The sequence below is a fragment of the Nostoc mirabile CHAB5784 genome (assembly GCF_020829645.1).
Lineage (GTDB): Bacteria > Cyanobacteriota > Cyanobacteriia > Cyanobacteriales > Nostocaceae > Nostoc > Nostoc mirabile.
Window position 1 is genome coordinate 1 of sequence record NZ_JAIVFS010000008.1, and the last position, 19106, is coordinate 19106.

A 19106-nucleotide genomic window follows, 5' to 3' on the forward strand; every position below is an offset into this window, starting at 1 on the left:
TGCACTTCTTCTTAGCAGCATGGCCTGTAATCGGAATCTGGTTCACCTCCTTGGGTGTAAGCACAATGGCGTTCAACTTGAACGGTTTCAACTTCAACCAATCAATCATTGATTCAAGCGGTCGCGTCATCAGCACTTGGGCTGATGTAATCAACCGGGCTAACCTGGGTATGGAAGTAATGCACGAGCGCAATGCTCACAACTTCCCCTTAGATTTGGCTGCTGGTGATGTTGCTCCTGTGGCTCTAACTGCTCCTGCTATCAACGGTTAATTCTAATCTCTAACTAAATAATAAAGCGCTCTCCCAAATTGGGAGGGCGTTTTTTAGTGTCAACAACAATATTACTAACAATGAAATAGTGATGATAAGGCTTTTAAATCATCACCGCTTATGGCATAGGATGAAAAAGAAGATCAGGTAAAAAATAATTAAAAATCGCCCAGGTAGAGAAGGCAATTGATACAGAAACAACGGCAAGAACAGGAGCAAGAGAAAGGTACTTAAGGAAATAGTCTTTTTGGTCGTTTGGTTTTTGCATATAGCACTCTCTAAAGAATTAAAGAACACCCCTAAACCACAAATCCCAGAACTACATTTAAAGCTGTATGAATAAGTTCCCAGTACTCTGACTCCAGCACACCCACCAAACCCAAAATACGACTATTGTCAACAGCACGAATTTGCCCAACATCAATAAAACGGTCTTGATCTAATCCATTATTTGGTGTTGCTTTTACATTGACAACGTAGGGGGCTTGTTTACTTCCGGGTCGAAATGGCATGACAATTGTGAGCAACCCGTACTGATTCATGATGTCATTTTGCACAATCAAACAAGCGCGGATTTTTTTTGCTTCAGCCCCTACTGTTGGATCAAGATTCACCCAACGTATTTCTCCTCGCCGATAAGTTAAATTACTCCCTGGCATCTATGCCATCTCCAGCAACGCTATCCCAGGCAGCAATTTCAACTTGATATTCTGTATCTTCAGCATCCTGCTTGAGGGCTGCAATCATTTCTGCTGCCAAAATTTGGCGGCGGTGTTCTGCCAGCAGTGTATTAATGTATGCACTACGATTTCCCTGTGCATACTGATCTACAAATCGCAGAATGTCTTCTTCTAAGGTAATTGTGACTTTGAGCATCTATAATGAATTTTTAGTATTACTATTTAGTATGGTTTTATCATCATACTAAAATTTGCTAAACCTATGCACCTAACCTATATAGGCAAATTACAGTAAAGCGTAGACACGTAGTACCTTGCAGTCAGACATCGCTTTAGTTAATTTTTTTAGCTAAAGAAATTAAGCGGATAAATATTTTTGGCAATCAATATCAATCTTCTGCCCGCAACAACCAAAAGCCGCTATAAGTCATCCCGGAATCATCGGGTTGAACTAACAAAAAATGCAATCCTCGGCAATGCTTTTTTCGTTGTTCAAATGCTTGGGCTGCTGTTGTAACTTCTGGATCTTCAAAAGTGGCAACAATCCATCTATCCACCAAGCTAGCTTCTAATATTAAGCCGTCTGGTGCGCCAGATATGTAATTCAAGCCTACGGGACGGGCTTGCTGCAACCACCGGGCTAGGCGCATCGATTGCCGTCCACCATAAATTACTACACCAGGGACGGGCACTGTTGAAGCTAAACCCAAATTGATGGGTTTGCGATGTTCTGGGATGTGCAAAATGGGAATGGGGCGATCGCTAAATCTTGTTTCCACATCACTAGCAGCTAAACTTGCAAAACGCCATTGTTCTCCCCAGAGGTTTTCTGGTAATGGTGCTGGGGGTGGTTTATCGAGGGTTGAGGGATATTGCTTTTCTTGTAACCACTGCTTCAACGCCAAAGTGTGACGGGTAGGTTCGACATTTATACTTAAATTGCGTCCCGCCGCCTCAATTAAGCTTAAAGACTGAGGACGAAACACCTGAATCACATCTGGCAATTTTTCACCTGCGGCTAACTCAATTTGAGCAGCAACCCAACTCGAATTTGCTGCTGACTGGAGACAGCTAGCTTCATACTCAAAGCTGCGAGTTGCGTCACAAATCAACAACTTCCATAAAACTTGTCCAGATGCATCTGGTAATGGACGACGATAAAAATCAACTTGCCAAATTTTCATTATGTGGGGAGTGGGGAGATGAGGGGGATGAGGGAGATGGGGGAGAGTTAAAACTGAAAGTTTCAAGCTCAGAGGCTCAACGTTCGAGTAAAAAGGCTCAACGTTCGAGTTCAAAGGCTCAACGTTCGGGTTCAAAGGCTCAACGTTCGAGTAAAAAGGTTCAACGTTCGAGTAAAAAGGCTCAACGTTCGAGTAAAAAGGCTCAACGTTCGAGTTCAAAGGCTCAACGTTCGAGTAAAAAGGCTCAACGTTCGAGTAAAAAGGCTCAACATTCGGGTTCAAAGGCTCAACGTTCGAGTAAAAAGGTTCAACGTTCGGGTTCAAAGACTCAACATTCAAGCTGATCCCCCCATGCCCATGCCCAATTCAAAAAGCCTGAATCCATTCTTTGACAGAATATTCAGTCCAAATGCCATTTTTCCAGTAGGGATCATTTTCAATTAACTCGCGCACGGTGGCTTCGTCTTCGGCTTCGTAAATCCCAAAAACTTTTGTGACATCTTTGGTGGGGCCAATGGTAATCAGCACACCGGATTCTTTTTGTTTTGCTAATCCGTCTAAATGAGCTTGACGGTGCGGAGCGCGTTTTTCGAGAACGTCTTCACAGTAAGTTCCCCAAAGTACATATTTAGGCATGGTTAATCAATTAAAAATTTAAAATCTTAGTTTACAGGGTACATGGTACAGGGTACAGGGGATAGTTTTTCTTTGCTGTACCCTATCACCTGTAACCTTTCCCCTTCTTTACTCCTAACTTCTCAGATTTACGCCGAATTTTTCCACTAAAGCTTCGCGGACTTTATTGTGTACTGGTTCAACTTCAGCCTCAGTAAGAGTGCGATCGCTAGCCCGATAAACTAAGCGGAATGCTAAACTCCGCTGTCCTTGGGGGACATTTTCGCCCCGATATTCATCAAATAATTCCACTGATTCGAGCAAATCTTTACCCGCTTTGGTAATTACTTTTTGAATTTCGGTAACTGAGATTTTCACGGGTGCGAAAAAGGCGATGTCGCGATCGCTAGCTGGATAGGTAGAATAGGGCTGGAATGTTGGCACAAGAATTCCATCTTGTCCTAAAGAATCTAATAGCACATCTAAATCCAACTGGAAAACATAAACGGAATCTGGTAAGCCTTTTTCTCGTCGCAATTGGGGATGGAGTTGTCCAAAAATACCCAGCCTGTTACCCCGAATCCACAGGGAAGCGGTGCGTCCTGGATGTAAGCGATCGTCGCGGCGATCGGGTTGGAATTCTACCTGCAAGGCAAGTTGGCGAAATACACTTTCTAAAATGCCTTTGGCTTCAAACCAGGTGATGGGTTCTTCGCGTCCACTTTTTGACCATTTCCCAACAGAAATATCCCCTCCCACAATCCCAGCAAGGGTTTCTGTTTCTTGCAAACCGTCTTCTTCTTGCCAGAAAATTTGCCCGATTTCAAAGCCGTTGAGGGCACCATTACCCTGCTCTAAATTGTATTGAAAGGCATCAATTAACCCAGATATCAAATCGGTTCGCAGCGCTGAATATTCGACAAATAAGGGGTTTGACAGTACTATATTTCTGTCTTCTCCTGGTTTGACTAAAGAATAGTGAATTAATTCTGTCAACCCTTCAGCCCGCAGGAAAGCTCGTAATTTGCGAATCAATTCCTCATCTAAAGGCAGATAGCCAGCTTCCGCTTTTTCTGGTAATGTATCGCAGAATTTGTTATAGCCATAGAGACGGGCTATTTCTTCAATTAAGTCAATTTCTCGCTCTAAGTCGCGGTAACGATAGGGTGGAACAGAAACTGACCATGTAGGTTGATGGTTAGTATCTTTTCCTGAAGGAGTTAACTGACATCCCAATGCAGTCAGGATGCGTTCAACATCTTGTTCTTGCAGTTCACTTGTATCCTCTCCCAAATCGATTGGCCCTAGTATCTGATTAACTCGGTCTAAACGCAGGGCGATAGAACGACTCCAGGTAGAAGGATCGGGGCGGGTGTCGGCAATTTCCTGCTGGACAAGAATTCCACTAGCTAATTCGCTAATTAAGGATAAGGCGCGGCGATTAGCTATTTCCAACTCAGCCCGGTTAACTCCCCGTTCATATCTGCCAGAAGCCTCACTTCTTAAACCAACACTCCGGGAAGAACGGCGAATTGCTACGGAATCAAATAAAGCTGCTTCTAAAACTAAGCTTTGAGTCCCTTGATGGACTTCTGTTTCTTCACCACCCATAACTCCCGCCAGTGCAACGGGTCTGTTGTTAGCGGTAATTAACAAATTTTGGGTTGATAGGGTGCGAGTTTGTCCATCCAGGGTTTTGAGGGATTCTCCATTATTGGCGAAGCGAACACCGATGGTTAAATTTTCGCTACTTGCAACAGATTGTAGGCGATCGCAATCAAAAGCGTGCAGTGGTTGTCCCCATTCCAACAAAACATAGTTAGTAATGTCCACAACATTACTGATGGGACGTACCCCAGCAGCCCGCAAACGCTGTTGCAACCATTCAGGAGATGCAGCAATTTTTACCTGTTCAATTACCGTACCAATGTATGCAGGACAAGCTTGGGTATCGGCAATTTTTAAAGTTAAATTTCCGGCACTTTTGGTAATAAAGACTTCACCGGGTTCAGGAATGCTCAACTTTCCACCAGTTAAAGCTGCTACTTCCCGTGCTACGCCTACCATACTCAAAGCATCAGCGCGATTAGCAGTTGCCGTGAGGTCTAAAATTACATCATCTAGACCCAACAAAGGACGCACATCACTACCCAATGGTAGATTTTCCTGGATAAAAATATGAATTCCGTCTACATCAGTGGGCAAACCGAGTTCCTTTAAAGAACAAATCATGCCCTGAGATGCGACACCACGTAGTTTTGCAGGTTTAATTTTTAAATCAATCTTGGGTAAGTAAGTACCCGTAGTTGCCACTGGTACATAGATATCTGCCTTCACATTGGCAGCGCCACAGACAATATTTAAAGTCTCACCTGTACCAATATCCACTTGGCAAACACTTAATTTATCGGCGTTGGGATGGGGTTGACGCTCAAGCACTTTCCCGATAACAACGCCATTTGCCCAAGTGCGACGGTCTTCAATTTCTTCAACCTCAAACCCTGCCATTGTCAGGGTTTCGGCTAATTCTTCTGGACTAAGTTTTATCTCTACTAGTTCGCGCAGCCAATTTAGAGAAATACGCATGGAGTGTGCTTGTTTTAGGAATCGTCTTTTGCTCTTATTTTAGGGTGCAAGAAGCGATCGATGGCTACTCGTCCTGCAAGGCGTACCCTTTCACTTGAACAATCCTACTACGTTAGACTGGCAATGTAAAAATAAGTAAATACTGAGAATGTATCTACGCACGGAAGTAAGAGATTATTTTTATTTGGTTGATTTTGACGTTAAACTACATACGCCCGGATTTATCCCATGTGAAAAATCCGGGTGTTTTGTTTCAGAAAAAAAGCGTGTCAAAGGTTGGTCATCTACGGTTTACTAACAACAATTTTAGCAATGTAGTCTTTGAGCGCGATCGTCTGTTCGCTCTGTGGGTACGGGGAAACCTCTGTCAATTTCACCGTATATTTATCTAAAAATTGAATTGGTAAAGCATCACCACCTGGTATAAGGGTTAGCATTAATGTTGAAAGTGGCTTACCATTTTTGATGATGTCTAATCCAATAATAACTTGCCCTTGCCAAATACAAGTTACTTTAGTTGGACACCTAGAATCCTGGATAACTTTTGAAAATTTGATTTCAATATTTTCAGTGGGGAGGTAAGCTGTCTTTCCATATTTAAGATAAAATGGAGTATCTAAAGTAGTTCCAACTCTAGCCATCAATTGTTGATGATTATCTAAAGCAATTGATTGGACTTCTATTCTTGAAGGCTTGATGTTTGATAAGAGTCCATAGCTAGGAAGACAATTTCCTCCACCAAGAAATGTTAATATAACTGCTGCCCTCACTACACTTTTCATTTTTTATACTCCATAGTCAGTAATTTTTATTAGTTGAGCCAGAAAGCAAGCTTATAAATTGTTCTGTTTTCTGCTAGAGTGAAGCTTTAAAACACAAAACCCAATTAGCTAACTTTTGTGCGTTCGCTTCTTGCATAACAATTACGATTAAGAGCCGTTTGGCTTCTCACGCTTGAGCTAAAATCCCATAAAACCAGCAATCTAAATACACAAGTTTTTTTCTGATTTCAAGAACTTCAACAGCGCTTTTCAAAGAATTCGTTGCTTAATTTATCTTGAAGATTCACTCTAGTTTTACTTTCTAGCATTATTACTTCATAGTTGAGCAATTATTACATTATGTAAAAGGGACATTATTATTTCTCTGTTCTCAACAAGCCAGCTTTTTGCGATGAGCAATGACCACGATTTTACAATACTTTGGACGAATTATTATCTGTTAGGTTATTAGGTGCGACGCCCAATAGCCCGTCGTAGACATCGCCTCAGATTAAAATCTCTAACTTGAGTGCAGGGGTAAGTAGCGTATACCTAGCATTGAAGCAATGTTATGGGAATATGCTGACTGAAATTCTCAAAATCGTTATCTGCGGTTATTATTTTGTAATTTCTCCGAGCGGCTGCAGAACAAATGAGGAAATCTGTGTTTGCACCTTGAATACCATTGCTTCGGCAAATGTTATAAAACTCAGAAGCAAGTTCATAGTCTTCCATATTTAACTCAAGATTGGGAAATGCACGGAGATAATTTTTTAGCCGATTGTATTGGTTGGCATCACGAATCCCTGAGAGTATCTCTTGCCGAACAGCACCCAGCAAAGCAACTCGACCATCAGTAATTAATTCTCGCAACACTGCAACATGGGTTGAGTCGTCAACTTTATAATTGCGTCTGAGAGCTAAAGACCAGACTGAAGTATCAACAATGACTTTCATCCACTCCGGCGCTGTTGCTTGTAGTCATAATCATCCTCGTATTCAATCGTGCCAAATAGCTCCAGAATTTTCAGTTGCTTTCGACGTTGTACATACTCTCGTAATGCCTCTTCAACAACGGCATCCTTAGTTGGATGACCACCAAGTTCGAGAGCTTCCTTAATTAAGTTTTCGTCAATTTCTAGATTAGTAGTCATGTGTAGATTATCGCACAAAGTAATGTGCAGGAAAAAAACTCATTGGAGTGTTTAATCTAAGTCAAATGCATAAAGACTATTTTAAGTAATTCGGCGCGGGTAAATGGTTTAGTCAGATATCCAGATGCCCCAACTAATTTGGCTTTTACTTTGTCTATAATCCCTTTATTCCCAGTGACAAAGATGATAGGAGTCTTTTGAAATCTTGAATTATTTCGTATAATCCGGCACAACTCATAACCATCAATTCCTAGCATGTTTAAATCCAACAAAATTAAATCCGGTTTGTGCCTTATAATTGACAAAACGGCTTTTAGTGGATCGTTAATAGTCACTACAGAAAAATTTTCATTTTCTAAGAAACGGCTAATTTCTTTGAGAATTGTGGGGCTATCATCAACAGAAACGATTTTGTGGGCTTTTTGTGCCGTTACAGTAGCAGGCGTTACTATTTGGAAAGGAGGATTTATGCTATTTGATATTGTTGCTTCCTGAAAGTTCTCTTTTGGAGAAGGAGAAATTTGTGGTAATCGTTGAACAGGAACTATATTCTCTTCAGAAATATCTAGGTAAGAGTTGACGGTGGTATTTAGTTCTTTTTTGGTGTCAACTAACTCTCTTATGAATTTTGGCAAAAGTGTAGGCGTAGCCCGTCGTAGATATCGCTCCTCAAATATCTTTGGTAATTTATCATAAGGTGGATCAGCTTCATGCAAGATAATCGCACCCTTAAGTATGTAAGGGTATAAAATGCGAGCCAGTTGGATTTCATCTTGATTCAAAATTACGGCCAGATGACACAGGCTAAAGCCCTTCATCCAATTAGTTAAAGCTGGCTGAAGTTTTGGTAAATCTTTTTCCTCAATTTTGCTGTTAATCAACAGATATGGACGTTGATATGGAGAAGAAATTTGGGGAACAAAAGCTTGCCAATTTTGTAATCTGACTTGGCAATGTTCTAGAATTTTTTCTACATCTAGCCTACAAATTCTTGGCATTCTCTCAAGTGTTTCTGCTAATTCATAAGTACCTTCTTCGATTAGTAAAAATGATTCAATCACCTCTTGAACTAATTCTTGAATCAGCACTGCTGCTTGTGTAGAATGTAGATATTGTTGACTGACAAGCCAGGATATAGCCTGATACTCAGGAGGGTGGCTTCTCGAATTGATGTCATCTTCGATTAACTGAGCGTGTGAATCAGGTTCAAACATTAGACGTACTTGAACACGAACCTCACTGGTAAGCAGTGGAATTTGGTGGCTGAGGCGACGCAAATGACGTTCTAGCCGGTCAAAGGGTTCCACTGAATGAGTAGCGTAGGTTATTCTTCCCTGTTCTAGGTAAATCGACCAAGAAACGGAGTTACTCAATGCTTGTAAACAAGTACTGTCGGAGCAGTTGGATAACTGTCTTAACAAACTTATTGGACGTAGTTTGGTGAATTCACCGGAATTATTCATATTTCTCAAGTTTTTTGCGGAATCAACAACCGAACATTTGTAAATTGAAAATATCAGCGATGAAATATTTTCTTCTTTGTAATATTTCTCTCCGTACAAAATATTCTTTTTAAAATATGTATATATATTAAAAAGAATAAAGACTGAGAGTTTAATTGTTATATTTAGCACATACTACTTAATTTATCTCTCTCAAAGAAGTAGGTGGGTATGAATAAACGTAAACAAGTATCATAGCTAAACTATCAGTAGATGTTAGTTACTTCTAGATTTTACTTACTACCGACAACTCTTGACTGAAGACCTTAATAATGATGTTTATTTATGCCCACTCACTTAAAAAGGTAAATTTGATTCCAAGTTTTTGCAGCTACACTGGTATAGTTCTAGAGCTAATGAGCTTAATTATGGTTAATTACTTTTATATAAAAGAACGATTCTTCTACATAAAATCTTTAAAAAGTTATATAGGAAAGTTTACGTGTTTATTGTACTGTAGGGTTAATGGATATAATTTTTGGGTAGATACATTACAACAGGGAATGCTGCGTTTTGATAAACTCTTTTTTGCTAAACTAAGCTGTTCTAAAGTTCTTCTTAAATATGTCGAGAACTTCATGAAAAAAATTTGTTTAATAAAAATTAGAGCATCTACCACTAGATACTATATTCTGTAAGTCGCCGAGGCGACTGTAATTATATACTCTGCGAAAAGGAAAATAAGGCTTTGAACTTTAACATAACACAAAAAGTTATGGATGATACATTAAGACTTGATGAAGTAGTAGAATTTGCTGAGAACCCAGAACCACGTTGTCCTTGTGTACTGTTACTAGACACATCTGGCTCGATGCAAGGAGACCCGATTGAGGCTTTAAATCAGGGTTTACTAAGTTTAAAAGATGAATTAGTCAAAAATTCCTTAGCCGCAAGACGGGTGGAAGTAGCGATCGTAACTTTTGATAGTAATATCAATGTAGTACAAGACTTTGTGACTGCCGATCAATTCAATCCGCCGATTTTGACAGCGCAGGGATTGACTACAATGGGTGCAGGAATTCATAAAGCTTTAGACATAATTCAAGAGCGGAAATCTCAGTATCGTGCCAATGGGATTGCTTACTATCGTCCTTGGGTATTCATGATTACCGATGGAGAACCACAAGGCGAGTTAGAAAATGTGGTAGAGCAAGCATCCCAGCGCCTCCAGGGAGATGAAGCGAATAAGCGTGTAGCATTTTTTACAGTAGGTGTTGAAAATGCGAATATGACGCGTTTAAATCAAATAGCTGTGCGTACCCCCCTGAAGCTGAAAGGATTAAATTTTATCGAGATGTTTGTCTGGCTGTCAACTAGTATGTCGGCTGTTTCTCATTCGCAGGTGGACGAACAGGTAGCATTACCGCCGATTGGTTGGGGGACTGTTTAATTAAAAATCGCAGCTAGCTGTGTAAACATCAAGCTGCTGGAAAAAAATCTATGAACATATCAAAACAGATTGCTCAATGGCGGATTGTGGCTGCGTCTGTATGTGGTACAAGTCACTTAAAAAACAATCAGCTATGTCAGGATGCTCATCACTGGCAGGTATTATCAGATAACGTTTTAGTGGCGGCCGCAGCAGATGGCGCGGGTTCTGCTAGCCTTGGGAAAGTGGGAGCGATGATTGCTGTGGAGACAGCAATAGAAAACATTTCTACTCTTAGACTCACGCGGAAAAGTTTGACTGATGATGCATTAGTGCGATCGCTCTTAAATGATGCCATACTAGCCGCCAAAAAAGCTGTGGATGATGAGGCGGCTACTTGTGACAAACAGCCTCAAGATTTAGCAACTACCTTAATTGTGATGCTTGCCACACCAGAAGTTGTGGCTGTAATGCAAATAGGTGATGGTTTGGCAGTGGCAAAAGATAGCATGGGCAACCTCCTGGCACTGACTATACCTGATAGCGGCGAATACATCAACGAAACAACTTTTTTAACTTCTCCTAATGCCTTAGATACAGCGCAGATGAGAGTCTGGCGCACAGACATAGTAAATGTTGGCATCATCACCGACGGACTACAAATGCTGGCTTTGAATATGGTGGTTGGCGAACCTCACAAACCCTTCTTTTTTCCCCTGTTTGAATTTGTAGCTAATGCCGAGGATAAGACAGAAGCGAAGGAGCAGTTGGTAAAGTTTTTACGCTCAGAACGGATTACGCAACGCACTGATGATGATTTGACACTCATTATAGCTGCATTCAACAACTCATAAGCAAAAAATTTACAGGTTTCACATCTTACAATAACTCCGTTAGCGGTAATTTCATTATGCAGGTACTACGTTGTTCCCCTAGAAAAGAAATCCTCAGTCTCAATGTCAGTTTGGGACGTGGCGGTGAAGCTTGTGTTTATGCAGTGCCATCCGATAACAACTTGGTGGCAAAGATTTACCACAAGCCAACGACTGCTCATGCTGATAAACTCCAAGCGATGCTTGCCAACCCGCCAGAAAACCCTACGGCGAGTTTAGGGCATATCTCTATCGCTTGGCCAGAGGATTTATTACGAGCGGCAGATGGCAAAAATATCATCCTCGGCTTTTTGATGCCACGCATTCAAGGGATGCGTCCAATTATCGACTTTTACAACCCCAGAACCCGTCGCCAACACTGCCCCCTATTCAACTATCAGTACCTGCTCCGCACGGCTCGTAACTTGGCGGCAGCTTTTGCAGCTTTACACGCTAGTGGATATTGTATTGGTGATGTAAACGAGTCAAATATCCTCGTCAGTGACACAGCACTGGTGACTTTGATAGACACAGACTCCTTCCAAGTACTCGACCCAAGCAGCAATGTTGTTTATCGCTGCCCAGTGGGTAAACCAGAGTTTACCCCACCAGAACTACAGAATAAAACTTTTGCCCAGCACGATCGCGAAATTTCTCACGATTTATTTGGGTTAGCGGTGCTGGTATTTCAACTCTTAATGGAAGGCACGCACCCATTTTCGGGGATTTTTCAAGGCGCTATTGAGCCACCGCCCTACGAAGCCCGCATTGCATCGGGTCATTTCACTTACAGCCAAAAGCGCTACGTACCCTACCTTCCTACCCCCATTGCACCCCCTTGGGAAATTCTTCATCCCAGCCTACAAGAACTATTTGTCCGTTGTTTTGAAGACGGTCACAACAACCCACAGCTGCGCCCCAGTGCCCAGGCTTGGCTATCAGCTATTGCTGAAGCTGAAGATTCCCTAATTACCTGCACGACAAATCCTCAGCATCGCTACAACAATCATATACGTAGCTGTCCCTGGTGTGAACGTACCGTGCGATTAGGCGGACGCGACCCCTTCCCATCACATCGGGCTATAGAAGCTAGAGAACATCTCCAACCGCGAATCAAACGGAAAAAGCACTACACCCAGACACCGCATTTTCCACAGCGAACCATGTCACCGCACTCAGCTAATTATTGGCAGCCAGTAATTACCCCAAGCGGTACATCTTATAAACCTTCCAAAAAGTCAAAGTTATACCCGATTATTTGTTGCTTGCTGGGTTTTGGTTTATTGGGATATGCGGATGTAATGATTAAATTTACTCAGCCGTTGGTTACCCAAAATGCTTACACTCAACAAACACTGAAGTCTCGCCAGACAATTAACAAACTCAGCTTCGCTGATTACTATCAGCAGGGTTATACTGCTTACAAAGACCGAGATTATGAAAAAGCAATTGCCAGCTTTACCGGAGCAATTGAACAAGAACCGACACACGCCAGAGCTATTGTCAATCGTGGCAATGCTCGCTATAACATGAAGGACTACGAAGGAGCAGTTGTAGATTATAGCCAAGCTCTTAAAATCAATCCCAATCAAACCAAAGCTCTTGTGAATCGGGGTAATGCCCGCTATATGCTCGCCGAATATAGCAACGATCCTGATCTAGAGTATAACCTAGCGATCGCAGACTATAATCGCGCCATTGGTCTGGATAGTAAGGAAATTGAAGCTTATATCAGACGCGGCATTGTCCGCACCCAAATGGCTAAATATAGCGGTGAATCTCAACAAGCTTACAAAAGAGCGATCGCAGATTTTACTCACGCCATAAAACTTAATGTATCCAAAGCAGAAGCTTACTTTCAACGCGGTGTTGTCTATTATCAAATTGCTCAATATAGCAGCAATTATGAGCAAGAATATCATCAAGCGATCTCTGACTTTAACCAAGCATTAACTATCAGCCCCAAACTAGCAAAAGTGTATCTCAAACGAGGCATGGTTCGCTATGAACTAGCACAATATGGCGGTAGTGAATCTAACAAAAATCAGGCGAAAGCTGTCGAGGATATACAGGCATCTGCCAAATTCTTTCTTGAGCAAGATGATATGGATAATTATCAGCAAGCACTCAGTAACATGTGTGTAGTCATAGAAAACAAATGTGACCCTTTATTCCAAAGCTCAAGTAATGTGGAAAAAACTAACTAAAAACAAGTAAGTTTTTTTACTAGCATATTATTGGTTTGAATTTCAGAAATCAAGCCTGATTAGGGTTAGCTGATGCTAGCCCTAGTTATTTATTGGGTAATATTTTTAATTTAAAAGAGTAATATCATGTCCGCTTGATTACTTATTAAACCCTAAGAACCCCACCCCGCCAAAGCTGCGCTTTGTCTCCCCTCCCCGCCTGCGGGGAGGGGTTCTTTTATTATGGGTAATTTGGCGGACATGATATAATTTATTTTCCTATTTTTAGATATTCATAGAGCTTTTATATAAAAAAGATTTTAATTTATATTTCCTTCATGATTTCACCGAAAATAACAGTTAGATTATTGACGGAGAAAAAGAAAAAATAAATCAATTTTTCTCTATCTAAGTGCATCCTCTTCATGTCGATAAAGTCAAACAATTTTGGATTTTGGATTTTGGATTTTCGATAAAAAGAGTTTTTTGGTACATGCCCCGCTATGAAAATGGGCAGAGCAAATCTACTCATAGGCTCGTGACATTCGAGCATTAATACTAAATTGCAAATCCAGAATCTAAAATTGGCACGGTCAAATAATTATATCCCTACAAATCTCCGAGGTAATTGCATGAAAGCGGTGATTTTGGCTGGAGGACTTGGTACACGCCTCAGTGAAGAAACTAGTATCAGACCCAAGCCGATGGTTGAAATTGGTGGTAAGCCAATTCTCTGGCACATAATGAAAACTTACTCTGCTCACGGCATTAATGACTTCATTATTTGTTGCGGTTACAAAGGTTACATAATTAAGGAGTATTTTGCTAATTACTTCTTACACATGTCAGATGTTACCTTTGATATGCGATTTAACCAGATGAACGTGCATTCTGGTTATGCTGAACCCTGGCGTGTCACCTTAGTAAATACGGGTGATAATACAATGACAGGCGGACGCTTAAAGCGAATCAGCGAACATCTTGGTAATGAAACTTTTTGCTTTACTTATGGTGATGGTGTCAGTAATATTAATATCACCGAGCTAGTTAAATTTCATAAAGAACAAAAGACCTTAGGAACCCTCACAGCTGTTCAACCGGCCGGACGTTTTGGTGCCATTTCTTTAGCATATGAGCAAACTAAAATTACCAGTTTTCGGGAAAAACCCGAAGGTGATGGAGCTTGGATTAATGGCGGTTATTTTGTGTTAGAACCAGAAGTAATCAATTTGATTGCTGATGACTCTACCGTGTGGGAGCAAGAACCATTAGAAAAACTAGCTGATATGGAACAGCTATCTGCGTTCAAACATGATGGTTTTTGGCAACCTATGGATACTTTACGCGATAAAAACTACCTAGAGGGGCTATGGACAAGTACTCAAGCTCCTTGGAAAGTTTGGTAAGAGAAGAGTTAGGAGTAGAGACGCGATTAATCGCGTCTGTACAGGAGTTATGAGTTTTAACTCCCCACTCCCAATTTTATAGATTTACTGTAATTTCAAGTACAATAATCCTAATGTATGATTTTGCAATTATAGGTGGGGGAATAGTTGGGCTTTCTACAGCGTTGGCTTTAGGAAAACGCTATCCCAATGCCCGTATTTTAGTAGTAGAAAAAGAGAGTCAATGGGCATTTCACCAAACCGGCAATAATAGTGGAGTGATTCATTCTGGTATTTACTACAAACCAGGAAGTTTCAAAGCTAAATTTTGTCGTGACGGTTCTCGCTCTATGGTAGAGTTTTGTCAAGAGCATGGAATTGAGCATGAAGTTTGTGGTAAGGTCATTGTTGCAACTGATGAACAAGAGCTACCACGCTTAGAAAATCTCTACAAACGTGGCTTAGACAATGGCATAGAAGTTAAGAGAATTAGCCCCGAAGAAGTCAGGGAAATTGAACCTCACGTAAAATGTGTAGGTGGACTTCGGGTATTCTCAACTGGTATTGTTAATTACAAGCAAGTTTGTTTGAAATATGCCCAGCTAATTCAACAGCAGGGCGGGGATTTACACCTGAATACAAAAGTTCTGAAAATCTCCCCAAGTGGTAAAAATCAGGTACTACAAACAAACAACGGTAGCTTTGAAACCCGCTTTGTAATTAATTGTACTGGATTGCATAGCGATCGCACCGCCAAATTAGGTCAAGTTGAACCCCAAGCAAAAATCGTTCCATTCCGGGGAGAATATTACGAACTCACCCCAGAAAAACGTTATCTGGTCAAAACTTTAATTTACCCAGTTCCCAATCCAGATTTTCCCTTCTTGGGTGTTCACTTTACCCGGATGATTGATGGTAGCGTCCATGCAGGGCCAAACGCGGTGCTGTCGCTCAAACGCGAAGGTTACAAAAAAACCGACTTTGACTTACGGGATTTTCTTGAAGTCATCACCTATCCTGGTTTCTGGAAGTTGGCAGCCAAACACGCTGATGAAGGGATTCAAGAAATCATTCGTTCCTTTAGTAAAGCAGCCTTCACTAGAAGTTTGCAAAAACTAATACCCGAGGTTCAAGCAGAAGATTTAGTTCCCACCCATGCAGGAGTTCGCGCTCAAGCCTTAATGAACGATGGCAAGCTTGTAGACGACTTTTTGATTGTTTCCGGTCAAAACTCCATTCATGTTTGCAATGCTCCTTCTCCTGCGGCCACATCTTCTCTAGAAATCGGTAAAGCGCTTGTGGCAGAAATTCCCCAACTTTCGCATCTAGATATTGCAGTAACTGCATAGATAACATAGTTATTACTTCCGGGCTGCTGAATAAAAGGATGAATCTTGTATAGTGGGCATCTTTTCCAGCCTGGAAACATAAGAGACGGGTAAGATACCTATCTCACAAGAAAAAAGTGTAGTGCATCAATTAAGAACCGCTATAGAGTGCTGCTACCCAATGGGTAATATCATGTCCGCCAAATTAAAGAACCCCACCCCCAACCCCTCCCCGCAGGCGGGGAGGGGAGACAAAGCACAGCTTTGGCGGGGTGGGGTTCTCCGGATTTAATAAGTAATCAAGCGGACATAATATAAGTCGGCCAAGTATGTAATGAATGTTAGCCGAGTTATATATAGCGCTTCTGGGTTGAGTCCAATGACCTAACCCCCAACCCCTTCCCTACAAGGGAATGAGAGCAAGATTCAAAGCCTCTCTCCTCTTAGGAAAGACGTTTAGAGAGAGGTCGAGTTATTGCATACAAACGAAATAGCGGTTCTCTCTTGAATGCAACACCCTTTAGGGCAAATATTTGTGCGCCCCTAATTTAACTCATCAATACAAAGGCATTAACCACAATGAAAATATTAGTAACTGGAACAGAAGGCTATCTTGGTTCGTTATTACCCCCTCTGTTAATTGAACGGGGACATGAAGTTATCGGTCTAGATACTGGTTTTTATAAAGTTGGTTGGCTATACAACGCTAATGGGGTGACACCCAAAACCCTCAACAAAGATATTCGCAACATCACCCCTGATGATTTGGAAGGTGTTGAAGCCATAGTTCACATGGCGGAACTATCCAACGACCCAGCCGGACAATTAGCACCTAATATTACCTACGAAATTAATCATATAGGTTCAGTTCGTCTGGCTAGCCTAGCTAAAGCTATGGGTGTGCGCCGTTTTGTATACATGTCTTCATGCAGCGTCTACGGTGTTGCTACCGCAGGTGATGTCACAGAAGAATCGTCTGTTAATCCTCAAACAGCCTACGCAGAATGCAAAACTCTCGTAGAAAGAGATGTCAAACCACTCGCTGATGATGACTTCTCTCCTACCTTTATGCGGAATGCAACTGCCTTTGGTGCTTCTCCCAGAATGCGCTTTGATATTGTTTTAAACAACCTAGCAGGGTTGGCATGGACTAGCAAACAAATCAAAATGACCAGTGATGGTACACCCTGGCGGCCATTAGTCCATGCACTGGATATTTGCAAAGCAATAGTCTGCACTTTGGAAGCACCACGAGACATTGTACATAACCAAATCTTCAACGTGGGAGATACAGCAAATAATTATCGCGTCAAAGAAATCGCAGAAATTATTGCTGATATTTTCCCAGATTGTAAATTGTCCTTTGGTGACAACGGCTCAGATAACCGCAGCTATCGGGTATCTTTCGAGAAAATTAACACAATCCTACCTGGATTTAAGTGTGATTGGAATGCCCAACTTGGTGCCCAGCAGTTATTTGATTTATTCAGTCAAATACACATGGCTGAAGATACTTTCTTGTTTAGAGGATTTACCCGCTTAAGGCAACTAGAGTATCTGATTCGTACCGAGCAAATTGACAAAGATTTTTTCTGGAATAAAAAGTAGTTAGATTAGCCTAGCAGCAGCGAACAAATAAACTAAGTTTCCGAATCAACGCTATTTGATTCGGACTTATCCCATCTATCAAATTATTTGCAATTAGTGAGTTAAAGCTTATGGCGATCGCAAAATGTCGTTTCAGTGGTCAACCCCTGCATCAAACCTTTATTGATCTAGGAATGTCGCCCTTAGCCAACGCTTATTTGACAGCAGAACAGCTAAACAATGCAGAGAAATTTTATCCTCTCCACACTTATGTTTCTGAAGACACTCTTTTAGTTCAATTAGAACAGTTTGAAACACCAGATCACATTTTCAGCGATTATGCTTATTTTTCTTCATACTCAGTAAGTTGGCTAAAACACGCCAAGGCTTACACGGATATGATGGTAGAAAAGTTTGGCTTTAATCATCACAATCAAGTTATTGAAATTGCCAGTAATGACGGCTACCTACTGCAATATTTTTTAGAAAAGGGAATCCCTGTTTTAGGAATAGAACCAGCAGCAAATATAGTTAAAGTTGCTGAAGATAGAGGAATTCCTAGTATTAACAAGTTTTTTGGAGTTGAAACTGCCAAAGAACTTGTGATACAAGGAAAAGTAGCTGACCTTTTGATAGGTAATAATGTTTTAGCTCATGTACCAGATTTAAACGATTTCATCGCTGGAATGAAACTCATCCTCAAACCCAATGGTATTTTGACGATGGAGTTTCCTCACATTTTGCAACTTATTCAACAAAATCAGTTTGATACTATTTATCACGAGCATTTTTCTTATTTTTCATTCCTCACTATCGAAAAAATCTTTGCAGCACACAACTTGCAACTTTTTGACGTAGAGGAATTACCAACTCATGGCGGTTCATTAAGAATTTATGCCAAACATGATTACGCTGTTCACCTCAGTATTAGTCAACGAGTTAGACATCTAAAAGCTAAAGAAATTGCCGCCGGGCTGCATCGCATAGAGACTTACATTACATTTGGAGAAAAAGTCAAAGAAACAAAGCACAAACTATTAAATTTTCTCTTGACAGCTAAAGCAGAAGGTAAATCAATTGCTGGTTATGGCGCACCTGCTAAAGGCAATACATTGCTCAATTACTGTGGGATTGGTAAAGATTTTATCGATTACACAGTAGATTGCAATCCCTACAAGCAGGGATTATTTCTACCTGGAACTCATATTCCCATCTTTGAACCAGATAAAATCCGCGAAACCAAACCAGATTATCTTCTAATATTGCCTTGGAATCTCAAGGAAGAAATTATGGAACAAATGGCATTTATTGGCGAATGGGGTGGACAGTTTGTAGTGCCAATTCCTGAAGTTAAAATTTATCCATCTCCTATTCAGAATAAGATTTTAATAGCGTCGTAATTTATAATTATAAACCCATAAATTGCCTATTACTACTATATTTATATGGGGGCGCGATCATGGGCAATATTTAAGTTATTTCCAAAAAACAAATGCTTTGATGTATTTTGGAAATCGCTAAAGAGTAATTAAAAGGTGTATCTACTATAAATTTTTGCCGCCGAACCACAAAAAACTAGACTGGGAAACAGCTTAGTGCCTTGTTAACTACAGATTAGAGCTTAA

Annotated in this window: 17 protein-coding genes and 1 pseudogene; 8 read left to right on the forward strand and 10 right to left on the reverse strand. The window is 40.9% G+C overall.

Going from position 1 to position 19106, the window contains the following annotated elements:
* A pseudogene (locus LC653_RS07830) lies at positions 1–272 on the forward strand (photosystem II q(b) protein); the annotation flags it as partial.
* A gap of 118 nt (positions 273–390) precedes the next feature.
* On the opposite strand, the gene LC653_RS07835 reads toward LC653_RS07830, so the two are convergent.
* The 10 genes from LC653_RS07835 to LC653_RS07880 form a co-directional block, all read right to left on the reverse strand.
* Positions 391–540 (reverse strand): PsaJ protein, encoded by a 150-nt coding sequence (locus tag LC653_RS07835; RefSeq protein WP_229493909.1) that lies wholly within the window; start codon positions 538–540, stop codon positions 391–393.
* A 31-nt stretch (positions 541–571) separates the two neighbouring features.
* Positions 572–931, reverse strand: coding sequence for a type II toxin-antitoxin system PemK/MazF family toxin (locus LC653_RS07840; protein ID WP_229493911.1), 360 nt, complete (start codon positions 929–931; stop codon positions 572–574).
* Entirely contained in the window at positions 918–1148 is a 231-nt protein-coding gene (gene mazE / locus LC653_RS07845) for a type II toxin-antitoxin system MazE family antitoxin (RefSeq protein ID WP_229493912.1), read from the reverse strand. The genes LC653_RS07840 and mazE overlap by 14 nt, the downstream gene beginning before the upstream one ends.
* Positions 1149–1341: 193 nt before the next feature.
* Positions 1342–2136, reverse strand: a complete 795-nt coding sequence (locus LC653_RS07850) for a Tab2/Atab2 family RNA-binding protein (protein ID WP_229494080.1) — start codon at positions 2134–2136, stop codon at positions 1342–1344.
* A gap of 366 nt (positions 2137–2502) precedes the next feature.
* A complete protein-coding gene (locus LC653_RS07855) occupies positions 2503–2772 on the reverse strand; it encodes a YciI family protein (protein ID WP_229493914.1) in 270 nt (89 codons plus the stop codon).
* 114 nt (positions 2773–2886) lie between these two features.
* On the reverse strand, positions 2887–5337 hold the full coding sequence (gene pheT / locus LC653_RS07860; RefSeq protein ID WP_229493916.1) for a phenylalanine--tRNA ligase subunit beta: 2451 nt from the start codon (positions 5335–5337) through the stop codon (positions 2887–2889).
* 284 nt (positions 5338–5621) lie between these two features.
* Entirely contained in the window at positions 5622–6119 is a 498-nt protein-coding gene (locus LC653_RS07865; protein ID WP_229493918.1) for a hypothetical protein, read from the reverse strand.
* Between the two features lie 531 nt (positions 6120–6650).
* Positions 6651–7055 (reverse strand): type II toxin-antitoxin system VapC family toxin, encoded by a 405-nt coding sequence (gene vapC, locus LC653_RS07870; RefSeq protein ID WP_229493919.1) that lies wholly within the window; start codon positions 7053–7055, stop codon positions 6651–6653.
* A complete protein-coding gene (locus LC653_RS07875; RefSeq protein ID WP_229493920.1) occupies positions 7052–7252 on the reverse strand; it encodes a type II toxin-antitoxin system VapB family antitoxin in 201 nt (66 codons plus the stop codon). The genes vapC and LC653_RS07875 overlap by 4 nt, the downstream gene beginning before the upstream one ends.
* Positions 7253–7308: 56 nt before the next feature.
* Positions 7309–8715, reverse strand: a complete 1407-nt coding sequence (locus tag LC653_RS07880) for a response regulator (protein WP_229493922.1) — start codon at positions 8713–8715, stop codon at positions 7309–7311.
* 754 nt (positions 8716–9469) lie between these two features.
* Between LC653_RS07880 and LC653_RS07885 the strand changes: the two genes are divergently transcribed.
* The 7 genes from LC653_RS07885 (at position 9470) to LC653_RS07915 (ending at position 18881) form a co-directional block, all read left to right on the forward strand.
* Complete coding sequence (locus LC653_RS07885; protein WP_100898244.1) at positions 9470–10144, forward strand: vWA domain-containing protein; 675 nt, start codon at positions 9470–9472, stop codon at positions 10142–10144.
* Positions 10145–10194: 50 nt separating this feature from the next.
* Positions 10195–10977 (forward strand): PP2C family serine/threonine-protein phosphatase, encoded by a 783-nt coding sequence (locus LC653_RS07890; RefSeq protein WP_229493924.1) that lies wholly within the window; start codon positions 10195–10197, stop codon positions 10975–10977.
* Positions 10978–11033: 56 nt separating this feature from the next.
* Positions 11034–13202 carry a tetratricopeptide repeat protein gene (locus LC653_RS07895; protein ID WP_229493926.1) on the forward strand — a complete coding sequence of 723 codons (2169 nt, stop codon included), beginning with the start codon at positions 11034–11036 and terminating at the stop codon, positions 13200–13202.
* Between the two features lie 611 nt (positions 13203–13813).
* A complete protein-coding gene (rfbF, locus tag LC653_RS07900; RefSeq protein ID WP_229493927.1) occupies positions 13814–14587 on the forward strand; it encodes a glucose-1-phosphate cytidylyltransferase in 774 nt (257 codons plus the stop codon).
* A gap of 113 nt (positions 14588–14700) precedes the next feature.
* The gene (lhgD, locus tag LC653_RS07905) at positions 14701–15915 is read left to right on the forward strand and encodes an L-2-hydroxyglutarate dehydrogenase (RefSeq protein WP_229493929.1); all 1215 of its coding nucleotides are present in this window, start codon (positions 14701–14703) and stop codon (positions 15913–15915) included.
* 558 nt (positions 15916–16473) lie between these two features.
* A complete protein-coding gene (locus LC653_RS07910; protein ID WP_229493930.1) occupies positions 16474–17502 on the forward strand; it encodes an NAD-dependent epimerase/dehydratase family protein in 1029 nt (342 codons plus the stop codon).
* 110 nt (positions 17503–17612) lie between these two features.
* The gene (locus LC653_RS07915; RefSeq protein WP_229493932.1) at positions 17613–18881 is read left to right on the forward strand and encodes a class I SAM-dependent methyltransferase; all 1269 of its coding nucleotides are present in this window, start codon (positions 17613–17615) and stop codon (positions 18879–18881) included.
* Positions 18882–19106 lie beyond the last annotated feature (225 nt).